This window comes from Methylacidimicrobium sp. B4 (genome assembly GCF_017310545.1).
Classification (GTDB): domain Bacteria; phylum Verrucomicrobiota; class Verrucomicrobiia; order Methylacidiphilales; family Methylacidiphilaceae; genus Methylacidimicrobium.
The window spans coordinates 646,458-665,598 of sequence record NZ_CP066203.1 but is presented as its reverse complement, the minus strand read 5'-3'; the positions used below and the strand labels follow the sequence as shown (position 1 = coordinate 665,598).

17 protein-coding genes, 1 tRNA gene and 2 pseudogenes are annotated in these 19,141 nt (G+C 63.2%); 12 read left to right on the top strand and 8 right to left on the bottom strand.

All coding sequences use genetic code 11. From position 1 onward, the window contains the following. The first annotated feature begins 10 nt into the window (after positions 1–10). On the top strand, positions 11–466 hold the full coding sequence (dtd, locus tag MacB4_RS03250) for a D-aminoacyl-tRNA deacylase (protein WP_206864428.1): 456 nt from the start codon (positions 11–13) through the stop codon (positions 464–466). Positions 467–522: 56 nt separating this feature from the next. Continuing rightward, positions 523–1,503: an NUDIX domain-containing protein gene (locus tag MacB4_RS03245; protein ID WP_206864427.1), complete on the top strand. Its 981-nt coding sequence runs from the start codon at positions 523–525 to the stop codon at positions 1,501–1,503. On the opposite strand, the gene MacB4_RS03240 is transcribed toward MacB4_RS03245, so the two are convergent. Beyond that, positions 1,500–1,985 (bottom strand): DUF5069 domain-containing protein, encoded by a 486-nt coding sequence (locus MacB4_RS03240; RefSeq protein WP_370569393.1) that lies wholly within the window; start codon positions 1,983–1,985, stop codon positions 1,500–1,502. The genes MacB4_RS03245 and MacB4_RS03240 overlap by 4 nt on opposite strands. Before the next feature lie 235 nt (positions 1,986–2,220). On the opposite strand from MacB4_RS03240, the gene MacB4_RS03235 reads away from it, so the two are divergent. Continuing rightward, complete coding sequence (locus MacB4_RS03235) at positions 2,221–3,201, top strand: tetratricopeptide repeat protein (RefSeq protein WP_206864426.1); 981 nt, start codon at positions 2,221–2,223, stop codon at positions 3,199–3,201. 190 nt (positions 3,202–3,391) lie between these two features. On the opposite strand, the gene MacB4_RS03230 is transcribed toward MacB4_RS03235, so the two are convergent. After that, complete coding sequence (locus MacB4_RS03230) at positions 3,392–3,634, bottom strand: hypothetical protein (protein ID WP_206864425.1); 243 nt, start codon at positions 3,632–3,634, stop codon at positions 3,392–3,394. Between the two features lie 701 nt (positions 3,635–4,335). On the opposite strand from MacB4_RS03230, the gene MacB4_RS11310 reads away from it, so the two are divergent. The 4 genes and pseudogenes from MacB4_RS11310 to MacB4_RS03215 all read left to right on the top strand — a co-directional run bounded on the left by MacB4_RS11310 (position 4,336) and on the right by MacB4_RS03215 (position 8,064). Next, positions 4,336–4,470, top strand: a complete 135-nt coding sequence (locus tag MacB4_RS11310) for a hypothetical protein (RefSeq protein WP_255551666.1) — start codon at positions 4,336–4,338, stop codon at positions 4,468–4,470. A gap of 365 nt (positions 4,471–4,835) precedes the next feature. Continuing rightward, positions 4,836–5,755 (top strand): annotated as a pseudogene (locus MacB4_RS03225) (ISL3 family transposase); the annotation flags it as partial. Positions 5,756–5,908: 153 nt separating this feature from the next. Then, positions 5,909–6,655: a restriction endonuclease subunit S gene (locus tag MacB4_RS03220; RefSeq protein ID WP_206864164.1), complete on the top strand. Its 747-nt coding sequence runs from the start codon at positions 5,909–5,911 to the stop codon at positions 6,653–6,655. Next, positions 6,655–8,064: an ATP-binding protein gene (locus tag MacB4_RS03215; protein WP_206864163.1), complete on the top strand. Its 1,410-nt coding sequence runs from the start codon at positions 6,655–6,657 to the stop codon at positions 8,062–8,064. Before MacB4_RS03220 ends, MacB4_RS03215 begins: the two co-directional genes overlap by 1 nt. Positions 8,065–8,480: 416 nt before the next feature. Here MacB4_RS03215 and MacB4_RS03210 read toward each other — a convergent pair whose 3' ends face one another. Continuing rightward, positions 8,481–9,770 (bottom strand): transposase, encoded by a 1,290-nt coding sequence (locus MacB4_RS03210; RefSeq protein ID WP_242529280.1) that lies wholly within the window; start codon positions 9,768–9,770, stop codon positions 8,481–8,483. A 172-nt stretch (positions 9,771–9,942) separates the two neighbouring features. Between MacB4_RS03210 and MacB4_RS03205 the strand changes: the two genes are divergently transcribed. Continuing rightward, positions 9,943–10,983 carry an IS200/IS605 family accessory protein TnpB-related protein gene (locus tag MacB4_RS03205; protein ID WP_206864162.1) on the top strand — a complete coding sequence of 347 codons (1,041 nt, stop codon included), beginning with the start codon at positions 9,943–9,945 and terminating at the stop codon, positions 10,981–10,983. 41 nt (positions 10,984–11,024) lie between these two features. On the opposite strand, the pseudogene MacB4_RS03200 reads toward MacB4_RS03205, so the two are convergent. After that, positions 11,025–11,918: pseudogene (locus tag MacB4_RS03200) on the bottom strand (ISL3 family transposase). Positions 11,919–12,527: 609 nt separating this feature from the next. Next, positions 12,528–13,196, bottom strand: a complete 669-nt coding sequence (locus MacB4_RS03195) for a GNAT family N-acetyltransferase (RefSeq protein ID WP_206864424.1) — start codon at positions 13,194–13,196, stop codon at positions 12,528–12,530. A 228-nt stretch (positions 13,197–13,424) separates the two neighbouring features. On the opposite strand from MacB4_RS03195, the gene MacB4_RS03190 reads away from it, so the two are divergent. Both MacB4_RS03190 and MacB4_RS03185 read left to right on the top strand, forming a co-directional pair. Further along, positions 13,425–14,477, top strand: coding sequence for a cation diffusion facilitator family transporter (locus MacB4_RS03190; protein ID WP_206864423.1), 1,053 nt, complete (start codon positions 13,425–13,427; stop codon positions 14,475–14,477). A gap of 111 nt (positions 14,478–14,588) precedes the next feature. Beyond that, the gene (locus tag MacB4_RS03185) at positions 14,589–15,302 is read left to right on the top strand and encodes a class I SAM-dependent methyltransferase (RefSeq protein ID WP_206864422.1); all 714 of its coding nucleotides are present in this window, start codon (positions 14,589–14,591) and stop codon (positions 15,300–15,302) included. Between the two features lie 218 nt (positions 15,303–15,520). Here the strand turns inward: MacB4_RS03185 and MacB4_RS03180 are convergent, their stop codons facing one another. Further along, a complete protein-coding gene (locus MacB4_RS03180; protein WP_206864421.1) occupies positions 15,521–16,057 on the bottom strand; it encodes a hypothetical protein in 537 nt (178 codons plus the stop codon). Positions 16,058–16,398: 341 nt separating this feature from the next. Here MacB4_RS03180 and MacB4_RS03175 point away from each other — a divergent pair, with 341 nt between their 5' ends. Beyond that, positions 16,399–16,737, top strand: a complete 339-nt coding sequence (locus tag MacB4_RS03175) for a hypothetical protein (protein WP_206864420.1) — start codon at positions 16,399–16,401, stop codon at positions 16,735–16,737. A 22-nt stretch (positions 16,738–16,759) separates the two neighbouring features. On the opposite strand, the gene MacB4_RS03170 is transcribed toward MacB4_RS03175, so the two are convergent. Then, a tRNA-Leu gene (locus tag MacB4_RS03170) sits at positions 16,760–16,842 on the bottom strand. Positions 16,843–17,156: 314 nt separating this feature from the next. Between MacB4_RS03170 and MacB4_RS03165 the strand changes: the two genes are divergently transcribed. Further along, positions 17,157–17,486, top strand: coding sequence for a hypothetical protein (locus tag MacB4_RS03165; protein WP_206864419.1), 330 nt, complete (start codon positions 17,157–17,159; stop codon positions 17,484–17,486). A 74-nt stretch (positions 17,487–17,560) separates the two neighbouring features. Here the strand turns inward: MacB4_RS03165 and MacB4_RS03160 are convergent, their stop codons facing one another. Further along, positions 17,561–19,126 (bottom strand): inorganic phosphate transporter, encoded by a 1,566-nt coding sequence (locus MacB4_RS03160; protein WP_242529371.1) that lies wholly within the window; start codon positions 19,124–19,126, stop codon positions 17,561–17,563. Positions 19,127–19,141 lie beyond the last annotated feature (15 nt).

Here is a 19,141-nt window from a genome sequence, read left to right as displayed (position 1 = left end):
AGGAGAGGGAATGATTGCGCTGATTCAGCGGGTGCGGGAGGCCCGCGTCCTGGTGGCGGGGAAGCTGGTCGCCGAGATCGAGTCGGGGCTCCTCGGCTTTGTCGCCGTCGAGCGGGAAGACCGGGAGGCGGCGGCGGAGAGGCTCCTCGAACGGATGCTGAGGTATCGGATCTTTCCCGACGAAGCCGGACGGATGGGCCGCTCGCTCTCCGAGACCGGTGGCGGCCTGCTCCTGGTTCCGCAATTCACGCTCGCCGCCGACACCCGGAAGGGCACCCGCCCGAGCTTCTCCCCCGCCGCCGCTCCGGAGGTCGGACGGGCGCTCTTCACCTACCTGGTCGAGCGGGCGCGCGACCGCCACGGCCGGGTCGCGAGCGGAATCTTCGGTGCCGAAATGGACGTTGCGCTGGTCAACGCGGGCCCGGTCACCTTCTGGCTCCGCTCGAGCCGCGACTCCCCGGAGTAGGAGCGGTGTCCCGAATGGGGGTTGCGCTTCGCCGCCGGCTTGCGGAAAATCGTTCCATGAGCGTCCGGGTCTATGGGTGCAACCATGTCGCGATCGAGGTCGGGAGCCGGGAGGAGGCGATCGCCTTCTACCGGGATGTCTTCGGGCTGGAGCTGCTCGACCAAGGGGAGGGCGACGCCTTCTTTGCGCTCGGGGAGCACCAGTTCCTCGCCCTTTTCGTGGTGCCCGAGATCCGGCGCGACTCGGAGCGCCATTTCGGGCTCCTCGTCCGGGACGAGGCGCAGATCGCCGAGGTCCGAGAGAAGATCACCCGGAAGTATGGCCTTTCGCTCATTCCCGGCTTTCGCTGCGACTTTCGCGACCCGTGGGGCAATCGGATCCAGGTCGTCGACCTCCATGACGAGTCTCTTGTCTGGCTGCTGCCCTACCGGGAGATCCAGAAGGAGGGGATCGTCTTTCGGACCGAGGAGCGGGAGCGTTCGGCTCCCGAGGAAGGGATGAAGGCCGCATCAGCGCCGCCCCCCGGCCTTCGGGCCGACATCGCGCGTTTTGCCCTCACCGCCGACGCCGTCGTGCTCGGCCTCCGCCGGGAGGAGATCTCGGTCCTCCTGGTCGAGCGGAAGAATCCCCCTTTTGCGGGCGGCTGGGCGTTGCCGGGAGGCTTTGTCGAGGCGGGGGAGGAGCCGCGCCAGGCCGCGGCCCGGGAGCTGTTCGAGGAGACGGGGGTCGCCGGGCTCACCCTCTGGGAGGTCGGGGTCTTTGGAAAAGCCGGGCGCGATCCGCGCGGCCCCGTCGTCAGCGTCGCCCATCTGGCCTGGGCCGATCCGGCTTCGGTCGATGCCACCGCCGGCAGCGATGCGGCTGCGGTCCGTTGGTTTCCTCTGCCCGACCTGCCGCCACTGGCCTTCGATCATCGGCAGATCATCCTGGCGGCCTGCCGGCTCCTCGAGGAGAAGCTCGCATCTCCTCATCCGGGGATCGAGGCGGGGCCGAACGGAGATCTCGTGCATCGGCTGCTCGCCCGGCTGGCCGGCTAGGCCTTTCCGCCGAAGGAGACGTAGTCATCCAGGTCGAGGAGATCGAACCAGGTGACGACATCTTCCCGATTCGGGGCGAGCTTCTGGATCCGTTCTGCGAAGATCTGGTGCGATTCGGCGTCCCCGGGAGCGCGGGCCTCCATGAAGGCCGACCAGGAGGCGATCTCCCATGGGTCGCGGTGGAGAGGTGCGTTTGTGGCGATCCAGGCCAATAGCTCGCCATCGCTCCGTTCCTTGGCCATCTCGGCGAGAAGGGCATCGGCCGAGAGGCCGGTAAAGGCAAACCAGCGTTGATCGAGCGGGCAGTTGTACCGGTAGTCGCCCGCCTTGCCGGCGAGCTGGGCTCGCCCCTTGTCGAGCAGGCGAGGGAGGCAGGCGTGGCCTCCCAGGCGCAGCCGCGGGCTGCGTGGCGGGCGCTGGGTGAGATCGAGGAAGAAGAGGGCCATCCGCGGCAGGAGGTCGTCCAATTGCCTTTGCCCCACCCTTATGCCGCCATGCCGGGAAAACGGCAATCCCTTTGGTCGTGCTCACCGATCGAGGTCGGCGCTTCGGTTGTCGTCCGCCGACTCTTCGCGCAGCCCGGCAAAAAATATCCGGCCTTGCGTTTATTCCTTTGGCAAACAGGCTTCCTCCGGCCATACTCCCTGGGAACAAAACGACAATCCATAGATGTAGATGGAATTGCCTCCCAGAACTCATCTTGCGGCGCTTCTTCCGATGAAAGCTCTTTGCCAGGATCTCTTTGGTTTCCGCGGGTCATCCTCCGGGAGAGGGAGGAGCGCCCGTCAGGAACGCGAGCGGGCGTCCGGCTTCTCCTTCCTCCTCTGCCTCGCGGCGGGACTCGGGCTGCTTCCTGTTGCGGTCGGGGCATCGACCGCGGGCGAAGGCCCGGCGGCCTTCTCTTCCTCGCCGGTCGGGGACCAGGTCCTTTCCGAGGGCTCGGCCATTCGGGACGTCGCCGTCCCTGTTGAGGAGATCTCCGAGAGCCACTTTCGCCAATCGGACATTACGGGGGTGCACGGGACGCAGGGGGGCGAGGATCTGGAGCTGCCCTATTTCGAGCGTGCGATCACCCTGGAAGATAAGAAGGAGTGGAGGCGGCTGCTCGATCTCTCCCGGAAATGGACGAGCGCCTACCCGAAGGAGGCGGCCGCCTGGTTCTTCCTCGGGCTCTCCTACGAGAAGCTGACCCAGTATCACGAGGCCATCCGGGCCTATCGGGAAGCGATCCAGAAGAAGCGGGAGTTCGCCAAGGCGTGGTGCAACTTGGGGACCTGCTATGCCTACCTCGGCCAATACTCGGAAGCGGTCGATGCCCTGAAGACGGCCGTAGCGCAAAAGGAGGACTTCGGCAGGGCCTGGTCAGACCTCGGTGCGGCCTATGTGGAGCTTGGGCGCCACCAGGAGGCGGTCACGGCCTTGGAAAAAGCGACGCAGCTCCGCTCCGACCTTCCCGAGGCCTGGTGCAATCTCGGATGCGCCTATGCCGAATTGAAGAAGTACGATCCGGCGATCGCGGCAACCAAGAAGGCGGTGCACCTCAAGCCCGATTATGGAGCGGCCTGGTACAATCTCGCGACCCTGTACAAGGCAACGGGTCAGAAAGAAAAGATGGCCGCAGCGAGCCAAAAGGTTCAGGAGCTCGATCCCGCAATGGGCAAGGAGCTCTCTCAAAAGCTTGCGGCTCCCTCTCCTTAAACGCATCCCCTGAGCCCATCCCGCGGACCGGATGGCGGCGGTCCACGGTGGCTGGCAAAATCAGCCGTTTGGATGGGAAGCTAAAGCTCTCTCCAGTGGCTTACGAAGCCGAAGCCGCTCGTTCGCTTTGGGAAGGCTGAGCTCTTGATCCCTGCCGCAGCCTTCCTCGAGCGGGCTTCCACGGTCGGCGCTACTGCTTGGGCGCCTCAGCTTTGCCGTAGACCGTCTCCTTCAAGGTCTCGATCCGGACCTTTCCTTTGGCTTCCCGCGGCTTGTGCTCGACCTTCTCCGCACCCATTGCCGGAAGGATCGACAGCCGGTAGCCCTTCGAGGTCTTCATGAGGGTCGTCTCTCCGCTCGCTCCCGCGGCGTAGAAACAGAAAGACAGGGCGGCGAAAAGCAACCCCTTCTGCGAAAAGCGAATGTGTCTCATTGGCTCAGGCCCGGGATTCAGGGTGGGACGCTTTTCCCTCGTTCCTATTAGACGCAATTCTCCGCATTCTACGCCGCAACCCTCCTTGAGGACAGCAAGATTGCCTGTTTTAAGCACATCGAAGGCCAGAACATCAATCGCTTTCTCAAGCAGGCCGCGCCTTTCGGAAGGACGATTCTCGTCTCGCGGTTTCCAAGACCGAAATGATAGGGGAAAGCTCCATCCGCGCGCAGGCTCGAGGCTTCCCGGCGAAGCGCTTTCCGTTGGACCGGGAGCGCGACAAGCCTCGCCGTTCAGGGCGGGGAAGGATAGGTGCGCCCAGCATGGGCGCGATCTTGGAGGTGAAAGTACTCCCGTGAGCTGACCACAGCGAACGAAAGGAAGTGCAACTGCGTGAGGGTGACCGAGCGTGGGAAGGAAGCATGGAATGAACCCGCGAGCCGATGGACAAGAACTGGATATGAGGCGCGACTGGGCAAGGCGAGCAGGCCTATCACTGCGAAGCTTTCGTGGTCAATGTCAAATCGCGTAGATCTGGCGGTTGTGCGGGGAAGGATCGCGTTCTTACCAGGGGAGATCTCGCCTGATGCCTGAAAGGGTGACGGCGCAAGCCGGGGCGAGAAGTCAGCAGAGGCCGTAGTAGCCGGGCAGCCGGCGAAGGGCCAAACGAGAAGGAGAGCTGGAAGTTATGACCCTTGGAAGTGCATCGCATCAGAAACCTGGGCAACCAGGGCGGGACACTGTTGGCGCGAGTGAAGCCCGTGTCGATGTGGCTCGTGATGAAGCACGCCCGGCGCGTCAACAACAAGAAGGCTTGGGGCGAGGCGATTTGCTAACGGGCTCCTCGCTGAATTGAGTGGGTAAGGGGGGGAGCGGATTTTCCGTTAAGGGATGGCAAGAAGCGGGGTTCTTGCCCTCCGTCTTCGACGGATTTTTGGGGAGAGAGGAAGCCGTCAAGGAGACTTCGATTTCGTCGATCCTCCTTGACGGCGGATGGCCAGACCGGGCTGCTTGCTTAATGCTGGCGGGATGGACGCGAACAAGCTTTTTGCTGCGGCGCTGCCACTGGGTTCGGAAGGGAAGGTGAGCCGGAGTGAGCTCTCCGCGAAGGAGCACACTCTGAAGATCTGGCTCGGGTTTGGAGCAAGGTCATCGGTTCACCTCTCCGGAATGTCGAAGAGCTTCCCCCGTACACGACACGGTGGAGAAGCGGTGGAGGCAGATGCACTTCGAGCAGTACCGGACCGAGTGGATCGCTCGGGTTCCTCGGATCAACTGTCCGGAGCAGGGAGTTCGGCTGGTGGAGGTTCCTTGGGCCAGGGCGGGGAGCGGGTTTACTCTCATGATGGAGGCGGTCATTTGGATGCTTTCCCGGGAGATGTCGGTTTCCGCGATGGCGGAGATGCTCAAGGAGCAAGATACCCGGCTCTGGCGGGTCTTGGGGCATTCCGTGGAAAAGGCCTACCGACGCGAGGACTGGAGCGGGGTCAAGAAGATCCTGGTGGATGAGACCAGGAGCAAGCGGGGCCACCGTTCCGTGACGGTCGTTACCGATGCGGAGAGCCGGAAGCTGCTCTTCCTTGCCGAGGGGAGAGGAAAGGAGGCTCTGGAGGCCTTCGCCAAGGAGAGGAAGGAACAGAATGCCGATCCGGGGCAGATCGAAGCGATCTGCATGGAGATGAGCCCCTCCTCCATCTCTGGAGCCCGGGAGGTTTTTCCGAAGGCGGAGAGGATTTTCGATCCTTTCCCGCTCATGCCGATGGCGGGAGACGCGGTCGACCAGGTGCGCAAGGAGTTCGGGCGTCAAGGGTTGCTGCCGAAAGGAAGCCTCTGGGCGCTCCGAGGTAACGAATGGACGCGAAGCGAGGAGCAGAAGGGTCTGCGGAGTTCCCTTTGCGCCGCCTATCCTCGATTGGGAAGAGCCATTGGGTTGCGAGAGGCTCTCCAAGAGATCCTCTCCCAGGAGGATCCCCAAGAGCTCCGCTGGTGGTTCCGGTGGGCGGATCGCAGTCGGCTTGCTCCCTTCCGAAGACTCTCGAAAACCATCCAAGAGCATCTGGGGGAATCATCGCCTTTCTCCAGAGCCGGATCACCAACGGAACCATCGAAGCGATCAACGGGCTGATCCAGCTGGCCAAAAGGATGGCCAGAGGCTTTCGGAGCTTCCGCTACCTGAGAATTGCCGCGTTCCTCAAAGCCGGAAAGTTGCGGCTCGATCTTCCCGCTCTACCCGCTTGAAGCAGCGAAGAGGCGCAGAACGAAACGCTGGAGGCGATGGCCCGCGCCTTGTTCAAGGCGTGGTTTGTGGACTTTGAACCCGTGCGCTCCAAGATGGAAGGCCGCACGCCCGAGGGCATGGGTGCAGCTACCGCAGCCCTATTTCCCGACAAGTTCGAGGTGTTGGAGTTGGGGTTGATTCCGAAGGGGTGGCGGGTTTGCACGCTTGGTGACGAGGCGGAACATCTTCGTCGGAGCGTACAACCAGAGAGCATTGAGCCAGACACGGCCTATATCGCGTTGGAGCACATGCCAAGGCGTCACATCGCTTTATCCGACTGGGGGTTCGCGGACGGATTGGAAAGCAATAAGTTCGCATTCAACAAAGGTGAAATCCTGTTTGGAAAGCTGCGCCCCTACTTCCATAAAGTGGGGGTAGCGCCCCTGGATGGCGTGTGCTCCACGGACATACTTGTGATTGCACCCAAAAGCCAAAAATGGTTTGGGTTCGTGCTGGGCCACGTTTCGAGTGTCGATTTCGTCGAATATAGGAACGCAGGGTCCAGCGGGACGAAAATGCCGCGCACGAGATGGGCAGATATGGCACACTACGCCATCACGCGTCCTTCCGAGCCCGTTGCCGCTGCATTCGGAGAGATTGTCCGATCGTTGGTCGACAGTATGTCAGCGACAATCCATCCGTCCTGTACCTTCGCCACCCTGCGCGACACCCTGCCGCCCAAGCTGATCTCTGGCGAGCTACGCGCGAAGGACGCCGGAAAGTTCGTCGAGGAAATCGTCTGATGTCCACGAACCCCGAACAGATCGACCTGTGGCGGCAGGCTGCGTCAGAGCACCAGCATCTCGAGTTTAAAGAAGCGAAGAACCAGATTGACACCCGCAAGCTCAGCGAGTACTGCGTCGCGCTAGCTAACGAAGGGGGCGGAGTGCTGCTGCTCGGTGTAGCCGATAAGCCGCCGCGCCCAGTAGTCGGCACGCAGGCATTCCCAGACACCATCCGAACGGCCGAAAAGCTCTTCCAGTCAGTCGGCTTCCGCGTAGACATTGAGGCGGTAGAACATCCAGAAGGGCGCGTGCTCGTCTTTCACATTCCTTCGCGACCGCGCGGCACGGCCTACCACCACGATGGCAAATACCTCATGCGCGCTGGCGAAGCCTTGGTGCCTATGAGCGAAGATCAACTGCGGCGCATATTCGCCGAGGGGCAGCCAGACTGGCTCGAAGAGCCGTCGCGCACCGGCCTTGATGCGCAGCAGGTCGTGGATCTGCTCGACACGCAAACCTTCTTCGAGCTGCTCAAGCTGCCGTACCCGACCGACCGAATCGGCGTGCTCGATCGGCTCGTGTGCGAACGGCTGGTAGACAAAGCCGACGGCACGTACACGATCCGTAGACTGGGTGCGCTACTGCTGGCACGTGACCTGAAACAGTTTCCGGACGTGTCACGCAAGGTGCCCCGTGTAGTTGTCTATGCTGGCTCGTCGAAACTAGAGACCCGCCTGGACTGGGCGGGCACCCGTGGCTACGCAGTAGGCTTCCAGGGATTGGTGCGCTTCGTGATGACACAGCTTCCGCAAAACGAAGTGATCGAGGACGCGCTGCGCAAAGAGGTCAAGCTGGTGCCGGACGTCGTGATCCGCGAGCTGGTTGCCAATGCGCTGATCCACCAGGACTTCCTGGTGAGCGGTGCGGCAGTAATGGTCGAGATCTATAGCAATCGCGTGGAAATATCGAATCCCGGCGAACCACTGGTGCCTGTAGAGCGCTTCATCGACGGCTACCAATCGCGCAATGAACGCCTGGCGGATCTGATGCGCCGTATGGGCGTTTGCGAGGAAAAGAGCAGCGGCATCGACCGGGTCGTACAAGCGGCCGAGTTCTACCAGTTGCCAGCGCCGGACTTCCGCTCGGGTTTCCGGCGCACGTCGGTGACGATCTACGGACCGCGCCCATTCGAGGCGATGGATCGCAATGACCGGGTGCGTGCCTGCTACCAGCACTGCGTCCTGAAGTGGGTGCGGTCGGAGCGCATGACCAACCAGTCGTTGCGCGAACGATTTCACCTGGGCGAAGACAAGGCGACCATTGCCTCTCAGGTGATCGCAGCCACGATCGAGGCCCGCCTAATCAAAGCTGACGAGAGCGTCGGCGGTTCCAGGAAGTTCGCCCGGTATCTGCCGTCCTGGGCCTAATGCTTATTTAATAGCGAACAGGGCCATGCAGCCGATGCCGACTCAATACCATTGCCAATCAACGTCTTGCTTATTTAAGGCTTTCCCCGAACGGAGGCCGCCGGTGAAAACGCCCAATGCCTTGGAATTGCTTGGGGAATGCCATTTGGTGGTCGGATGGGCGGCTTTCCCGAATCCCAGGTGTGGCAGACCGCCGTTGCTCGACTGGACATCATCCACTGGCGCATCGCCCAAAGCCCCGACATCCCTGCGACCGAACGCCGGGCACCACGACTATGGCAGCACTGTGCTCGCAAGGCGGTTGTGGTTTCTCGAAACACTGGAGCACACTGAAGGCGCGGCAGCGTGAATAACGGCATCCTTGCGATTCGGCGCGGACTTGCCTACGAAGGCGATGCGCACTTTCTCCGCGCCATTCATCCCGTTTCTTTGACATCCTCCCCGGCCCAAAGCCCGGAGATTCCTACGGCGCTCAATCCGGGCTTGAACCGGAATGAGCCGCTTCGGCGGGTTCCTGCTGCTGGCGACTCGATGCCGCTCACTTCACAGGCGATCCGGGCGTGTCCCGCCCTTAGAACATGGATCGCGCCGACCAGATCGGCGTTTTCCTCAAAACCGCACTCCACGCACTCGAACCGGGCTTGCGTCCGACGGTTGTCCGCCGACACATGGCCGCAACACGGACAGGTCCGGCTCGTGTTCTGCGGCGGCACGACAAGGAGCCAGCCGCCTCTCCACTCCATCTTGTGCTCCAGCTGCCGCCGGAACTCGAACCAGCCTTGGTCGAGGATGGACTTGTTCAGTCCAGGCTTGGCCCGAACGTTTCTTCCCGGCGCATCCGCCGTGCCCGAAGCCGACTTGGACACGTTCCGCACCTGCAACTCCTCGATGCACACCATCGCGTGGTTTTTGCTGATCGTGGTCGTGACTTTGTGCAGGGAGTCGCGGCGGGCATTGCCGATGCGGGAATGAATCTTCTGGATTCGGGCCTTGGCCTTCTTCCAGTTGTTGCTGCACTTGATCTTGCGGCTCATGGCCTGCTGCGCCTTGCACAGGGCGGTTTCATGCCGCTTGAAGCTCTTGAGTGGCGCATAGAACGTGCCATCCGAGAGGGTGGCAAACCGTGCCACACCCATGTCGATGCCGACCGCGCCGCCCTTCGGGATGGGTTGCTCGACTTCGCGCTCGGTCTGGATGCTCACGTACCACTTGCCGCAGGACTGGCTGACGGTGACGTTCTTCACCGTCCCAAGCGCCTGCCGGCTGAGGCGGACCCGCAGCCAGCCCAGCTTGGGCAGGAACAGGCGGCTATTTGCCTGGTCGAGCTTGATCTGTTTCGGGTCGGGGTAACGGAAGCGATCCGACTGGCCCTTCCTCTTGAAGCGCGGGAAGTCGGCCCGCTGGGCAAAGAAGTTACTGTAGGCCCGCTCCAAATCCTTGAGCGCCTGTGGCAAGGGATGAACAGGCGCATCGGCCAGCCATGCCGCGACACGCCCGGAAGGCATGGGCTCGCCGTTACGCCATTTCGTAAGCTCCTTGCACAGCCCGGCGTAACTGAGCTTTTTCTCCCCGGCATCGTAACGCGCCATCTGCAAGTGCAACGCCTCGTTGAACACAACCCGGCACGAGCCAGCGAAGCGGCGCATTTGCCTCTCTTGCTGGCCGTCTGGCCGCAGTTGGTACTGGAAGGCTTGCAGCCGCCGCATTGCGCTCAATCATACGGGCGTATCATGATGGATGCAAACGTTCCTTGGTCTCCGTGGAATGTCCAGTGACGAGTCCATCCAGCAACAGACACCCAGCCAAAGCTAAGGACGACCGCGCTATCCTTCCCCGCCCTGAAGGACGGGGCTTGTCGCGCACCCGGTCATTCCCGGCGTGCGATTCGCCTACGGCCAGGAGGAGATCCTTCAGGGGCTTGCCGCGAGCCGGATCGTTCTGTCGCAGACCAAGACGGGCAAGCCTGTCCGGAAGCGGGAGGGAGTGGCGGTAAGCTACCGCTTTTTAAGGGACCGGAAGGGCTGGCGGGTCTTCGCGAGCGTCCCGGCCAGGCCCGTTCCCGTTGCGACAAGCCGTCTGGCGGGAGCGGTTGGGATCGACATCAACCACGACCATCTGGCCGTGGCGGAGACGGAACGGTTCGGCAACCTGCGGCGGGCCCTTCGGGTGGATCTCAACCTCTACGGCAAGACCGAAGATCAAGCCAAGGCGATCATCGGCGACGCGGCGAGGATGATTGTGGAGATGGCCCGGGAGCGTGGTCTTCCCCTGGTCCTTGAGCGGCTGGATCTCAAGAAAAGAAGGGCTGAGCTTGAGGTGGCGAGTCCATCCGCCGCCAGGAAGATCTCGTCGTTTGGCTACTCCAAGACCATTTCCCTGCTCAAGGTGGGGTGTTTTCGAGCCGGAGTCGAGGGGATCGAAGTCGATCCGGCCTATACTTCCATGATGGGTGCCATGAACCACGCGCGTCGTCACGGCATCGGTTCTCACCAGGGCGCGGCCTATGCCGTGGCCAGGAGAGGCTTGGGCCTCTCCCAAGCGTCCGACCGTGCGGGAGGCCGCCCGCGCCGGCCCGCAATGGCAGCCACCTCACCTTTGCCCTACCCGCGAGGAATCGGGCGAAGCCTGTGTGGTCGTTCTGGTCGGAGGTTCGGAGGAGGCTCAAAGCGGCGCAGGCAGCGCATGCCCGGTCGGGAGGCTTGCGAGAGCCGCCCGCGCCTTTGCTCCCGGAAACGCGGGCATTGGGCGCAACCTGGGCATTGCCGGCGCAATCCCGGCACGCGAACCGTCGGCAGAACGGTTCGGCCGACGTCATCGACGACCTTCCCTGGTAGTGGAATGTTTGTCTATGTTTTTAGGAACGGCATAGCAAGAACGCCCAGGCACACGCCGAAGAAGCAGCGAAGGAAGAGGCGATGATGCACGACAAGGAGCCTTGATCAAGGGGCCTCTTCGCTGTTTCAAGTGGGTAGAGCGGGAAGATCGAGCCGCAACTTTCCGGCTTTGAGGAACGCGGCAATTCTTAGGTAGCGGAAGCTCCGAAAGCCTCTGGCCATCCTTTTGGCCAGCTGGATCAGCCCGTTGATCGCTTCGATGGTTCCGTTGGTGATCCGGCTCTGGAGAAAGGCGATGATTCCCCCCAGATGCTCTTGGATGGTTTTCGAGAGTCTTCGGAAGGGAGCAAGCCGACTGCGATCCGCCCACCGGAACCACCAGCGGAGCTCTTGGGGATCCTCCTGGGAGAGGATCTTTTGGAGAGCCTCCCGCAACCCAATGGCTCTTCCCAATCGAGGATAGGCGGCGCAAAGGGAACTCCGCAGACCCTTCTGCTCCTAGCTTTGCGTCCATTCGTTGCCTCGGAGCGCCCAGAGGCTTCCTTTCGGCAGCAACCCTTGACGCCCGAACTCCTTGCGCACCTGGTCGACCGCGTCTCCCGCCATCGGCATGAGCGGGAAAGGATCGAAAATCCTCTCCGCCTTCGGAAAAACCTCCCGGGCTCCAGAGATGGAGGAGGGGCTCATCTCCATGCAGATCGCTTCGATCTGCCCCGGATCGGCATTCTGTTCCTTCCTCTCCTTGGCGAAGGCCTCCAGAGCCTCCTTTCCTCTCCCCTCGGCAAGGAAGAGCAGCTTCCGGCTCTCCGCATCGGTAACGACCGTCACGGAACGGTGGCCCCGCTTGCTCCTGGTCTCATCCACCAGGATCTTCTTGACCCCGCTCCAGTCCTCGCGTCGGTAGGCCTTTTCCACGGAATGCCCCAAGACCCGCCAGAGCCGGGTATCTTGCTCCTTGAGCATCTCCGCCATCGCGGAAACCGACATCTCCCGGGAAAGCATCCAAATGACCGCCTCCATCATGAGAGTAAACCCGCTCCCCGCCCTGGCCCAAGGAACCTCCACCAGCCGAACTCCCTGCTCCGGACAGTTGATCCGAGGAACCCGAGCGATCCACTCGGTCCGGTACTGCTCGAAGTGCATCTGCCTCCACCGCTTCTCCACCGTGTCGTGTACGGGGGAAGCTCTTCGACATTCCGGAGAGGTGAACCGATGACCTTGCTCCAAACCCGAGCCAGATCTTCAGAGTGTGCTCCTTCGCGGAGAGCTCACTCCGGCTCACCTTCCCTTCCGAACCTAGTTGCAGCGCCGCAGCAAAAAAGCTTGTTCGCAGCCATCCCGCAAGCATCCACCAGGCAGCCCGGTCTGGCAATCCGCCGTCAAGGAGGATCGACGAAGTCGAAGTGTCCTTGACGGCTTCCTCTCTCCCCAAAAATCCGTCGAAGACGGAGGGCAAGAACCCCGCTTCTTGCCATCCCTTAACCGAAATCCGCTCCCCCCCTTACCCACTCAATTCAGCGAGGAGCCATCAAGGGGCTCCGGAAGTTTCGCGCTTTCCTTTGGAGGGGCGGTGCGCGAGAAGGCGTGCCGCCCCGTCCGAAGCCGCAGGAGCGGCCCAAGCCGGCTCGTTCAAGGCCGCGCTTCTTCTCGCAGGATCAGTCGCAACGGAATCATCACCGACTGGGCGAATCCAGACTTCTCATAGAATCTCTGGGCTCCTGTGTTTCGGGCGTCGGTGAGCAGGGTCACCCGGGCGCATCCCCGTTCCCGGCAGAGCCGAAGCGCCCGGGCGAGAATGGCGCTGCCGATCCCGGCTCCCCGCCGAGAGGGATCGACGACCATGTCTTCCAGGATGGCGACAGGAGCTCCGAGAGCGGTGGAAACCGTGTAGAGAAGGCTCACCATCCCGATCGCTCGTCCATCTTCCTCGGCGAGCAAGACGTCTCCGAGCCGCGGATCGGAGAGGATCGCGCGCAAGCCCCGCTCCTGGAGTGCGCCGTTTGGCGCAAATTCCTCTTCTTGGGAAAAAAGGCTTTGGAGGAGAGGGACAAGAGCGGGGACATCCTCGCTCCTTGCTCTTCTGAGGATTACGGAAGGGGCAGCTTGAATCGCCTCGTCCACGGCAGGAAGCCGAGAATCGAGCCCGGCTGGCACCAATTCCTGGAAGCGTTTTTCCTTTTCGCTGAGCCACTGCTCGAGGAGGTTGATCGTCAATTCCTGGAGCGGCTTGCCAAGAGCGCCACTCTTGGCCTGGATCTTCCGGTAGAGGTCGTCCGGGATCTCGATGGTGGCTTTCATAGATGAAGGAGGATGGTTCGGTTGCTATCTTTAGATCCAATCCAGCTGGCGGGATCAATGTTTCCTCCGAAGTTTCAGAAAATGCCCCGGGAGGCATCCGCGCCCAGGCTTGACGGGATTGGAGGGCCTCTCTCCGGCAGGGAACGACCCCTATCTACCTCCGGGTTTTCCGGAAGACCCGCTTCTTGAGGCTTTCTCCGCGCTTGGAGGTCGATTAGGATTGTGGGGATGGGCGAGCTCACCCCCTCCGCCTTGCCGCCCCGGCCGCTCGAGCATTTCTCGGAAGTGGGAGATCCTCCTGAAGCACCGCGTTGCGCAACGAACCACCGCCATGGCCACGCTCATGGGGTCCTTGATCCCGCGATCGCGGCGAGTCAACAAGGGCTCCAGGCCGTCCAACGATCCTTTTTCATCCTTCTGCTTACCGCTGCGGTGCAATTCGGGATCGTTCTCCTTTCGGGCAGCGTGGCGCTGCTCGCCGATGCGATCCACAACATCGGCGACGCGGCGACCGCGCTCCCGCTCGGGGTCGCCTTCCGCCTGGCCCAGCGCAAGCCGACGGCGCGCTTCTCCTACGGCCTCGGCCGGGTCGAGGACCTGGCGGGGCTGGCGATCGTCGCCATCATTCTCTTCAGCGCCCTGGTCTCGGGCTATGAGGCGGCCCATCGACTCGTTCACCCGCAGCCGGTGGCTCTCCTCGGCTGGGTGGCTGCCGCGGGCGTGGCCGGCTTTCTCGGCAACGAGCTTGTCGCGCTCTACCGGATCCGGGTGGGCCGGCGGATCCAGAGCGCTGCGCTGATCGCCGACGGCTATCATGCCCGCACGGACGGACTGACGAGCCTGGCCGTGGTTCTGGGCGCCATCGGTGCCCGGCTCGGCTTCCCGCTCGCCGACCCGATCATCGGCCTCGGGATCACCGCCGCGATCCTGGGCATCGTCTGGCAGTCGGCCAGGACGGCTTTCCTGCGGATGCTCGACGGGGTCGAGCCGGAAGTGGTCGAGGCCATTCGCCATGCCGCCGGGCACGCGGTCCCCGTTCACCGGCTGCTCGAGGTGCGGGCCCGCTGGCTGGGCCACCGGCTCGCGGCCGAGATCGACGTGGCGATGGATGGCCGTGCCACCCTCCAGGAGGCGGAGCGAGTCTCCTCGGCCGTCGAGAGCGCACTGCGTGCGCATCTGCCGGCGCTCGGGGCGGCTCGGATCCGGATGCGTCCCTCCGGCGCGGGGAGCGACGCTTCGCAACAGGCAATCGCTTCCGGCCCGATGAAAAAACTTTCTTGAGCGGGCGAGCGCGGGCGTCCATGCTTGTCATGACACGACGGGCGCCGCCGCCCGAACTGCGCCATGTCTTATCGGCTTCTCGTCCCAAAACCCCCCAAGGAGCTTTCCCCGATGACTGATCTCTTCCCGACGATGCGTCAGCCGCTCATCCGATGGGCCGCCTTTCTTCTGCTGGGGAGTGGCACGACCCTCTATGGACAGGAGTCGGAGGCTCCGGCGACCGAGCCGAAGGCGATGCATGGCTATCACCACAGCTTTCATGACGTGGGGAAGTATGCCCGGCTCTTTGAATCGAAGGAGAGGGACAAGTGGCAGGAGCCCGATCGGGTGATCGAGGCTCTCAACCTGAAGCCGGGGTCCGTGGTGGCCGACATCGGCGCGGGAACGGGCTATTTCACCCGGAGGTTTTCCCAGGCGGTGGGAGCGGAAGGGAAGGTCTACGCGATCGACTCCGAGCCCGCGATGGCCGACTACTTGAGAAAGGAGGTCAAGGAGAAGGGTCTCCAGAACGTGACGGTTCGCCTGGTCAAGCCGGGCAGCGCCGATCTCGAGCCCCAATCGGTCGACCGGATCTTCTTTTGCGTGGTTCTCCACCACGTCGACAACCGGATCGAATATCTCCGGAAGCTCTCGGGCGCTCTCAAGCCCGAGGGGAGGGTCGTCCTGATCGACTTCAAGCCGAATTCGCCTGTCGGTCCGCCCCCCGCGCATCGAATCCTCGAGGCGGAAGCCAAGGAGGAGTTCCGGCAGGCCGGCTATCGCGTCGTGCAGGAGCATGACTTCCTCCCCTACCAGTACTTCCTCGAGTTCGCACCGGAGAAGTAGGCATCCCGGAGAGGCAGCGCGCGCCGTTCCTTGGTTGGCCAGGAAACCGAAGAGCTGCGCTACCGCCGGCTCGGCGACGCGGCGAGCGAGCTTCTTCTTAGTGCCCATTTGCTTGCTCAGCGGGAAAGCAGGCGAGCGAACTTGCCCGAGGCCAAGGGGAGGATCAGAAGGCCAGGCAGCGAACCCGATCACCCAGGACCCTTAGCGCCGTAGGCGGCCTAGCCATCCCCGCCGCTCGATTCGTTCCTGCTTGGGCCCGTCCTGCGCCGAAAGAGCTGGCGGATATCCACGCCGTAGGCGAAGAACGCGAAGGTTCCGGCGGTTAAGAGCGCTTGAGCCGCAAAAAGCCAGAGCAAGATCTCGTTGAATCGCTCGCGGCTGGCAGCCAGAGCGCCATGGAGGCTCCACGCCGTCAGGACGATCACGGAGGTCACGACGATGAGGAACCATTGGTAGATGCGGCCGCTTCTCAGACGCTCTTCCCTCGCTTCCAAGCTCCTCGGTTCCGGCTCGGCCGAGATCCGCGCCTCGAGGCGCAGGCGCAGCTTGCGCAAGCCGAGCCAGGCCCCTGCAGCCGCAAGAGCCCATACGGCATTCTGCCAGGGGAGAGTCTGCAGCGTATCGGCTAGAGAAGCGTGAGGGAGCGAAAGCCAAAGGGATGCGCCGACCGAGAACGCGGACGCTGTCGCAACCACGAGGACGACCCATCCGGCAAGGGCCAGCAGAGCGGCAGCCGCTTTCGCACCGTTGTTCATCGCCTTTATCGGAAAATCGCACAAGCGACCCGGTTTCCGCAAATCCCTTCGGGAGCCCGGGGCCCGCAACGATGGGGCCGAACTCCGTGTCGAGAGCGCACGGTACGGGTTCAGGGCGTTCGAGATTCCCTGTACGGTTCGCCCGCCAAGGCAATCTGGTCCATGCGCAAGCCTGCGGCCAGTGGAAGGAAACCTTGGGAAACGCCGATCTTCTCGGCCGCTCTCGCCGCTTTTCTCCTCCTGCCCTCAACCATTCACGCGCAGCCCACCGGCGAAGCGTCGCAGCCGGATGGGAGCTCGGCCATGCACCCTTGCCGGCCGACGTACAAGCCAAGGAGAGGGTGAGGCGCATGTTCGCCTTCGAGCAGCGCCGCCTCGACGTGAGGAAGAAGGATTTCCAGGAGTTCAGCGCCAAGCTTCCCGCTCAGACGGTGGCCAAGTTCTACCAGCTGGAGAATCGCCTTAACCTTCTTGTCGACGTCAATTTGGCATCCTCGCGGCCCACGTTGCTCGAAAAGCCGGTCAACCAGCAGGGCGGTCGCTTGCCCTCGGTGACCGTTTCTTGCGCTAGCGATGGAATGGGGGATGAGGCGGCAGTCCTTCCGCCGATCCGGGATCAGGATCGGGTCGCCCGATCGCGCCGCTGCAGTCTTCGGGGGGTGGCGCGGGCGGATCGTTGAGGCCGCGCCGGAGCTTGAGGTCTGCCGGCGGAGGGACTCGAACCCACACCCCGTTGCCGAGACCAGATTTTGAGTCTGGCGCGTCTGCCATTCCGCCACGCCGGCGCGTGCCATCCGACCGATGCCCCGAAAAAGATCCCTTGCGACGGGATCGAGAACACAAGCAAACCGCTTTCTTCCCTGCGCGTCAAGGAAGGAGGGGAGGGAAAAGAAGCCTCTCCGCGTCGCGGCCTTCGCCAAAGGGGCGGCCGTCCACCGCCCGGGGTCTTGGGGATGGGGTTGACAACGATGGGGCCCGAGTTCATACGAAGGGAAGCCGTTCCGAGAAGGCGCTTCTCCGGCGACGGGAAAGCGCGAGCAGGGGATTCCTCGGGAGGAGGGTCCGGAAACCAACCCTTCCGGGCGGTCGTAGGAGGAGCATGAAAACGAAGTGGTTGTCGCGGTTCTTGATCTGCAGCGCGCTCTCGGGTCTCGGTTGTGGAATCTCCGGGCATGCGCTCGCCCAGGGGATGCCCTCGGCGTCCGGGGTGGAGCAGCAGGCGCAAGGCCAGGCACAGAAGGCGGAGGGTGAGGTCCAAAAGGATGCTCAGAAGGAAGAAAAGAAGGTAGAGAACGAGGGCAAGCAGGAGGAGAAGAAGGTCGAGAAGAGCACGAAGAAGGACGAGAAGAACGCCAAGAAGCATCTCCACAGCAAGAGCAAGAAGGAGAAGAGCTCCCTCAAGAAAGCGGAAAAGGACATGGGTCTCTAACCCCGGTCTTTCCCGCAGAGGCGCTAGCCGGCGACCCGGGGGGATCTGCCCATCCAGGAAGATCCCCCTTGCGGTCAGCTCCCCCAGCGCAGGAGGGTGAAGAGCAGGCCGGAGAGCAGGATCGAGGCCGGAAGCGTCAGCAGCCAGGCCGCCGCCAAGTTCCGGACGGTTGCCCATTGCAGCCCGGCGCCGTTGGCGGTCATCGTTCCCGCCACCCCCGAGGAGAGGACGTGGGTCGTGCTCACCGGGAGGCCGAAGAGGTCGGCGCAGCCGATCGTCGTCATCGCCGTGATCTCGGCCGCCGCTCCCTGCGCATAGGTGAGGTGCTCCTTCCCGATCTTCTCTCCCACCGTCACGACGATGCGCTTCCAGCCGACCATCGTGCCCAGGCCGAGGGCGAGAGCGACCGCCACCTTGACCCAGGCGGGGATGAACTGGATCGCGCGGTCCATCTGGTGGCGATAGGCGGTGAGAGCCTCCCGGTCGCCTGCGCTCAGCCCGATCTGTGGAGCTTTCGTGAGCGCGCGCAGCGACTGGTTCAAGACGAAAAGCTTGTTCCGGATGTTGGCGACCTGGGCCGCGGGAACCTCCGCGAACGACTTGCACGAATGGAGCTGCGCGGCGACATCCTGGAGCAGTTGGCGGATCGCGGGAACGGTCCCCGGCTGAATCTTCCGGCTCTGGACAAAAGCCGTCGCCCGGGCGGCGGGATCGGCCTCGGAAATCGCTCCGGGAGGGGCGTAGCGGTCGAGGACGCGGATGCAAGCCTCGGTCTCGAGCAGCATCCCCTGGGTTTCCCGCTCCGGAAGGGCATGGTTGAGGGCGTAGACGGTGGGGACGACCCCGATCAAGATGAGCATGATGAGCCCCATGCCCTTCTGCCCGTCGTTGGAACCGTGGGCGAAGCTCACCCCCGTGCAGGTCAGGAGCAGGAGGAAACGGATCCAGAGGGGCGGAGGTCGTTCCCCTACCGGAGGGAGGTAGAGCCGGGGATCACGGATCAGCGCCTTGGCGACGACGAGAAGAAGCCAGGCGAGGACGAAGCCGATCAGCGGCGAGAGGACGAGTGCCTTCCCGACGTTGATCGCCTGCGACCAGTCGATCCCGGAGAGGCCCCCTCGGCCCGAGCCGAGCCGGCTGGCCAGGCCGACGCCGATCACCGAACCGATCAGCGTATGGGAGCTCGAGGAGGGAAGCCCCAGGTACCAGGTCCCGAGGTTCCAGAGGATCGCCGAGGAGAGCAGGGCGAAAATCATGGCGAATCCGGCCTGGGTGCTGACATGGAGGACGAGATCGGGCGGCAGGAGTGCCACGATGTTGAAGGCCACCATGCCCGAGGAGGCGAGCACCCCCAGGAAGTTCCAGGCTCCTGACCAGAGGACGGCGGCTCCGGGGCGGAGGGTGCGTGTGTAGATGACGGTCGCTACCGCATTGGCGGTGTCGTGGAAGCCATTGACGAACTCGAAGGAGAGAGCGGTCAGCAGGGCCACCGCGAGCAGCAGGAACGGCAGGAAGGCCAGCGGGTGGGAACCGGAGAGATCTCGGAAGAAGTGGACCGCCGTGTAGGCGGTTCCCATCAGGACGACGAGGCCGAAGAGGACAAAGCCCCGCTTTCCTCCGCCGGCGATCGTCCGCTCCATGGGCTTGGGCAGGGA